The sequence below is a fragment of the uncultured Brachyspira sp. genome, from assembly GCF_944390845.1.
In the GTDB taxonomy this organism is placed as follows: Bacteria; Spirochaetota; Brachyspiria; order Brachyspirales; family Brachyspiraceae; genus Brachyspira; species Brachyspira pulli.
Genome location: NZ_CALXRM010000044.1, coordinates 21,454 through 27,770, shown reverse-complemented (window position 1 = coordinate 27,770; position 6,317 = coordinate 21,454). Strand labels below are relative to the sequence as shown.

General features: G+C 30.7%; 3 protein-coding genes. 2 read left to right on the top strand and 1 reads right to left on the bottom strand.

What is annotated here, in order from left to right; all coding sequences use genetic code 11:
* The coding region (locus Q0K52_RS09630) for a hypothetical protein (RefSeq protein WP_297298870.1) at nt 1–4,918 on the top strand (4,918 nt) is incomplete at its 5' end.
* A gap of 66 nt (nt 4,919–4,984) precedes the next feature.
* On the opposite strand, the gene pyrR is transcribed toward Q0K52_RS09630, so the two are convergent.
* Nucleotides 4,985–5,512, bottom strand: coding sequence for a bifunctional pyr operon transcriptional regulator/uracil phosphoribosyltransferase PyrR (pyrR, locus tag Q0K52_RS09625; protein WP_297298868.1), 528 nt, complete (start codon nt 5,510–5,512; stop codon nt 4,985–4,987).
* Between the two features lie 227 nt (nt 5,513–5,739).
* Here pyrR and fliL point away from each other — a divergent pair, with 227 nt between their 5' ends.
* Nucleotides 5,740–6,285: a flagellar basal body-associated FliL family protein gene (fliL, locus tag Q0K52_RS09620; protein ID WP_297298866.1), complete on the top strand. Its 546-nt coding sequence runs from the start codon at nt 5,740–5,742 to the stop codon at nt 6,283–6,285.
* Nucleotides 6,286–6,317 lie beyond the last annotated feature (32 nt).

The window sequence follows — 6,317 nt, the reverse complement described above, 5'->3', positions numbered from 1 at the left end:
AGTTGTAGAAGAACCAGTACAATCAGAAGAAATAGTTGAACCAACAGAAATTATAGAAGAACCATTATCAGAACAGGTAGAATACCAGCCAGAATCAATAGTTGAGGAAATATCAGAAGTTGTAGAAGAACCAGTACAATCAGAAGAAGTAACAGAGCCAACAGAAACTATAGAGGAACCAACTTCAGAACAGTCAGAAGTTCAACCAGAATTAATAGTTGAAGAAACATTAGAAGTTACTGAAGAACCAGTACAATCAGAAGAAATAGTTGAACCAACAGAAAATGTAGAAGAAGAATTAACTTCAGAACAAATAGAAGACCAGCCAGAATCAATGGCTGAGGAAACATCAGAAGTTACTGAAGAACCAGTACAATCAGAAGAAATAGAAACTATAGAAGAAGAACCAACTTCAGAACAGTCAGAAGACCAGCCAGAATTAATAGTTGAAGAAACATCAGAAGTTGTAGAAGAACCAGTACAATCAGAAGAAGTAGTTGAACCAACAGAAACTATAGAAGAACCATTATCAGAACAGGTAAAATACCAGCCAGAATCAATAGTTGAGGAAATATCAGAAGTTGTAGAAGAACCAGTACAATCAGAAGGAACAGCTGAACCAATAGAGACTATAGAAGAACCAGAGCCATTATCAGAAGAAATAATAGAACAATTAGAACCAATTCCTGTTGATACAACAGAAGAATCTGTACGATCAGAGGAAGAACCATTATCAGAAGAAATAGAAACTATAGAAGAAGAACCAACTTCAGAACAGTCAGAAGATCAGCCAGAATTAATAGTTGAAGAAGCATTAGAACATTTTGAAGAACCTGCACAATCAGAAGAAATAGTTGAACCAACAGAAATTATAGAAGAACCATTATCAGAACAGGCAGAAGACCAACCAGAATCAATGGCTGAGGAAACATCAGAAGTTGTAGAAGAACCAGTACAATCAGAAGAAATAGTTGAACCAACAGAAACTATAGAAGAACCATTATCAGAACAGGTAGAATACCAGCCAGAACCAATGGCTGAAGAAACATCAGAAGTTTCTGAAGAACCAGTACAATCAGAAGGAACAGCTGAACCAATAGAGACTATAGAAGAACCAGAGCCATTATCAGAAGAAATAATAGAACAATTAGAACCAATTCCTGTTGATACAACAGAAGAATCTGTACGATCAGAGGAAGAACCATTATCAGAAGAAATAGAAACTATAGAAGAAGAACCAACTTCAGAACAGTCAGAAGACCAGCCAGAATTAATAGTTGAAGAAGCATTAGAACATTTTGAAGAACCTGCACAATTAGAAGAACAACCAGTATTAAAAGAAGAAACTGAAACAACAGAAAGTATAGAAGAACAGCAAGTATCAGACGAAGTGCTTGAAGAATTACCAAATATAGAAGATCAAGCAATATTAACAGAAGAAGTAATAGAACAATTAGAACCATTAATGGAAAAAATAGCTGAGGCAGAAAAATTAGAAGAATATGCATCAGAAGAAATAAATAAAGAGAAATTATCTTATGAAAATGCTGATAATCCTCAAAGTATGGAGAAAATACAAGAACAAGCAGAAGAAGTTATTCTAACTATAGAAAAAATACAAGAAAAGGCTGAAAAAGCTATTCAGGCAATAGAAAGAATACAAGAAAAAGCTGAAGAAGCTATGCATGCTATAGAAGAAGCTCAGGAAGATATAATAGATGATTATAGAGAAAATAATTATACATTATCTGAAATTGTAGATGAGGCATTAGAAGAAATAGACGACGGCTATATAAATGAAAATGAAGAAGATATCATAGACGATTATAGAGAAAATAATTACACATTATCAGAAGTAGTAGATGAAGAATTAGAAGAAATAGACGACGGCTATATAAATGAAAATGAAGAAGATATCATAGACGATTATAGAGAGAATAATTACACATTATCAGAAGTAGTAGATGAAGAATTAGAAGAAATAGTCGACGGCTACATAAATGAAAATGAAGAAGATATCATAGACGATTATAGAGAAAATAATTACACATTATCAGAAGTAGTAGATGAAGAATTAGAAGAAATAGACGACGGCTACATAAATGAAAATGAAGAAGATATCATAGATGATTATAGAGAAAATAATTACACATTATCAGAAGTCGTTGATGAAGCACTAGAAGAAATAGTAGATAACTCTGAAAAATCTAGTATAAATATTATAGTTGAAGATGCTCCTTTACCAAGTGATTATATTAAAAAACTTTATGAGGAATATTTACACAATGTAGTAGAAGCTTCAAAAGAAGATAATTCTTATGATGATTATATAGAAAAATTCAAGAAGATGTACGAGGATTATATAAAATCCAAAGAAGAAAGCTTGAAAGAATTATCAAATGACAGCGAAGAATCATCTTCATTGGAAGTATCTAATAATATAGATAATGATTATATATCTAAATTTAAAAAGATGTATGAAGATTATGTAGCATCTAAAAAAGAAAAAGAAGAGAGTGAAGTTCCTAATAATGAAAATGAAGACTATACAACTTCTCATATAGAAATAATAAAAGATTTGGAAAATGCTCCTTCTCCAAATGAGTATATTAAGAAGCTTTATGAGGAATATCTATACAATGTAGTAGAAGCTTCAAAAGAAGATAATTCTTATGATGATTATATAGAAAAATTCAAGAAGATGTACGAGGATTATATAAAATCCAAAGAAGAAAGCTTGAAAGAATTATCAAATGACAGTGAAGAATCATCTTCATTGGAAGTATCTAATAATATAGATAATGATTATATATCTAAGTTTAAAGATATGTATGAAGATTATATAAGAGCAAAAAAAGAAAAAGAAGAAGAACTCTTAGATAATAAAGAATCAGTAGAAGATACAGTACCAGAAGAAACTGCAACAGATGAAGTAGTTCAAGATGAAAAAGTTGCAGAACCAGAAGAAGAGATAATAATTAATAATGAAGAAGATTTGACAGAAGAAGACAAAGCTATGTACGAAGGCTATTTGAATAAAATAGACAGTTCATCAGAATCAGAATTATCTGAAGAAGAAAAAGAAATGTACAATAGCTATTTGAATACGCCTTCAAGTGAAGATGCAACAGAAGAATTATCTCAACAAGAAGAAACAGTACCAGAATTAAGTGCTGAAGAACCAAAAGAAGAATCATCTTTAGTAGAAGAAAATACAGAAGAATCTGTACCAGAATCATCTTCCGAAGAAACTGCAATAGATGAAGTAGTTCAAGATGAAAAAGTTGCAGAACCAGAAGAAGAGATAATAATTAATAATGAAGAAGATTTGACAGAAGAAGACAAAGCTATGTACGAAGGCTATTTGAATAAAATAGACAGCTCATCAGAATCAGAATTATCTGAAGAAGAAAAAGAAATGTTTAGCAGCTATTTGAATACGCCTTCAAGTGAAGATGTAACAGAAGAATTATCTCAACAAGAAGAAACAGTACAAGAATTAAGTGCTGAAGAACCAAAAGAAGAATCATCTTTAGTAGAAGAAAATATAGAAGAATCTGTACCAGAATCATCTTCCGAAGAAACTGCAATAGATGAAGTAGTTCAAGATGAAAAAGTTGCAGAACCAGAAGAAGAGATAATAATTAATAATGAAGAAGATTTGACAGAAGAAGACAAAGCTATGTACGAAGGCTATTTGAATAAAATAGACAGCTCATCAGAATCAGAATTATCTGAAGAAGAAAAAGAAATGTTTAACAGCTATTTGAATACGCCTTCAAGCGAAGAGGTAGCAGAAGAAACTGCAGCAGAAAAAGTAGTTCAAGATGAAAAAGTTGCAGAACCAGAAGAAGAGATAATAATTAATAATGAAGAAGATTTGACAGAAGAAGACAAAGCTATGTACGAAGGCTATTTGAATAAAATAGACAGCTCATCAGAATCAGAATTATCTGAAGAAGAAAAAGAAATGTTTAGCAGCTATTTGAATACGCCTTCAAGCGAAGAGGTAGCAGAAGAAACTGCAGCAGAAAAAGTAGTTCAAGATGAGAAAGTTGAAGAACCAGAAGAAGAGATAATAATCAATAATGAAGAAGATTTGACAGATGAAGATAAAGCTATGTACGAAGGCTATTTGAATAAAATAGACAGTTCATCAGAATCAGAATTATCTGAAGAAGAAAAAGAAATGTACAATAGCTACTTGAATGCTTCTTCAAGTGGTGAGTCAGTAGAAGAACCAAAAGAAGAAGTATCTAAGCATTCATCAGAAGAATCGGTAGCTGATATCACAGATAAAGAATTAGAGAATTTGGTAGAAATAAAAGATTCCGATCTTGATATATTAGAAAATATTATGAAAGGTCAAAATGATGATGATGATGGTGAAGAACTTATCCATATAGATAATGATCTTAACAAAGAAAATATAAATAATAATGAAGAAGAAACTAAAGTAAAATCCGTTGAAAATTTTGATTCTATGGAAGAACTTTTAAATAAGGAGACTAACATGTCTGAAGAAAAAGAATTAGAAACTATTGAAAAAGAAAATTTAGATGGTAATGTAGCGGTTGAAGATGAATTCAAATTGGGTGATGATGATGACGATGAGCCTATCTTGAGGGAAGAAGAAAACAAAATTCCTGATGATGATGATTTTGACGGAGAAATAACTCAATCTGATTTGGATTATGCTATAAAATTATTTGAATCAGAAGAATCAAATGGAAATGCTAATGAATTTAGTTCAAAACAAGATATATTACTTTCAGAAAGTGAGGCTAATAAATTCAAGAAGTTGTTCGGATACTTTAAGAATATCGTAGAAAAGATGTCTCCTGAAGATTTAGGTGATTTCTCAAAAACAGAGTTTTATGATATGTATTCATCATTATTTAGAAAATTTGGTGATTAAACAATAAAAAAGGGGCTTAATTTTAAGCCCCTTTTTTATTATATTGTTTTATTTATTTTTAAAAAATTAATTTTTATCTTTTAATAGTACTAAATCTTCACCTTCTAATTCTTTAACTCTTACAGATACATATTGATCTTGAGGTACATTTAAGGCAAGTCCTACATAATTAGCAGATACAGGTAATTCTCTGCCGAATCTATCAACTAATACCAATAATGCTACTTTTTTAGGTCTTCCATAATCAAATAAAGCATTTAAAGCTGCTCTAATAGTTCTGCCGGTATAAAGCACATCATCTACAAGCAGTATAGTTTTTCCAGTAATATCAAAAGGTATATCAGTTTCTTTAATTTCAGGAAATTCAGAAAGAGAAGATAAATCATCTCTATAAAGATTTATGTCTATTGCTCCGATAGGTATATCAGTTTTAATTTTTTCTTCTAAAAGTTTTTTTAATCTTATGCCTAAAAAGTCCCCGCGTCTTCTTATTCCAACTATAGCTAGCTTTTCCATATCCTCTTTTTCTATAATCTCAGCTGCTAATCTAGGAAACACTTTTTCGTATTCTTCAGCTTTTAATAAAACTCTCATATTATACTCCTTATGATGTATTACTTTCTAAAATTATAACGATTAAAGAAAAAAAAGCAACATAATATTTTTTTACTTTTGCATAAAAAATATGTTAAGTGTTTTTTTACTTTACCGATATTATATATAAAGACAGTAAAAAAGATTAAAGTTAACATAAGAGTTGCTAATTTTATTTTACTGTTATATAATTGAAACAAACATATTAATTTAAGTGAGGAAATTATATGGCAGACGAAGAAAACTTAGACTTGGAAGAAGGCGAAGAAGAGGAACAAGCCGAAGCTACACCAAAGAAAAAATTTGGTTTAAGCCCTATGATTGTCAAAATACTTATGGGAGTTGCTGCCATTTTAGTTGTGGCTTTAATATCTGGGCTTATAGCGTTTTTCGTTTCTAAAAGTGTAGGAAAGGCTGCAGGTGTACAAGGCGGTGTAGTTGATGATATGGTAAAACAGCCACCACCATCAATTTATCGTATCGATCCAGAATTTAACGTAAATACAGCTGATATGGATGTAGCAAGATATGTTAAAGTTAGTATAATATTAACTTATACAACTAATGTTAAACAGCTTGCAGTAGAACTTCCTGAAAGATTTTATATGATAAGGGACAGAATTACTACTATACTTAGTTCTTATACTTATGATCAATTGCGAACTAATGAAGGTAGGGAACAGTTAAAAGCTGATATTAAACGAGAGATTAATAGTATGCTTAGAAATGGTCAAATAGATGGTATATTATTTGATAACTTCTTATTAAGCTAATGCTAATGGAAAAAATTTATAAGAGAAGGATA